Source organism: Bacillus cereus (genome assembly GCF_002567495.1).
GTDB classification, from domain to species: Bacteria; Bacillota; Bacilli; order Bacillales; family Bacillaceae_G; genus Bacillus_A; species Bacillus_A cereus_AQ.
The window spans coordinates 1-646 of record NZ_NVAP01000128.1; the positions used below are offsets into that span (position 1 = coordinate 1).

A 646-nucleotide genomic window follows, 5' to 3' on the forward strand; every position below is an offset into this window, starting at 1 on the left:
ATATTGAAAACAGAATTCTATTGATAAAAAATGTGTTTTTGCTAGATATATATTAAAAAGACAAGCATAAGTTATATTACGTTTTGGTAAAATCTTTTTATCTTGGAAAAGGATTTAAATCTAACTTATAAATTTGAATCCTTTTTATATACGGTATTCTCTATATTACCATATGAATATAATATATTGAAAATGATTTAAAAGCAAGAATTTTAGTAGATAGTTTAAGTTTTCACTGCATTAAATTCAAGAAACTTACACTACCAAAAAGGAATTTAACTATTAAATCTACTTTATACATAAGTCAATTATAAGAGCGTGGAAATTTGAAATAATGTAAAAATTATTCATTTTTGCAAAAGGCATCCATTGACACTTGTGTATATAAGTAACTATACTCGTTACATCAAATTGAATGTGTGATAATACGATTTCATTATTATTACAAACATGTGAATATAAAAATAGAAAATCTCAATTTGATAAATAAAATGGTAGAGGTGTTTATTTTAATGAAGCACAAATTAATTGCAACAGGTATCCTTGCAGGAGCTATATTATCCTATTCTTCTAATATTTTAGCAGATACTCATAAATTCCCTGATGTTCCTGTATGGGCTGATAAGTCCGTTAATTATTTAGTTGA

At 24.8% G+C, this 646-nt stretch carries 1 pseudogene; it reads left to right on the forward strand.

What is annotated here, in order from left to right:
* Positions 1-512 precede the first annotated feature (512 nt).
* Positions 513-646: pseudogene (locus COK05_RS31195) on the forward strand (S-layer homology domain-containing protein); the annotation flags it as partial.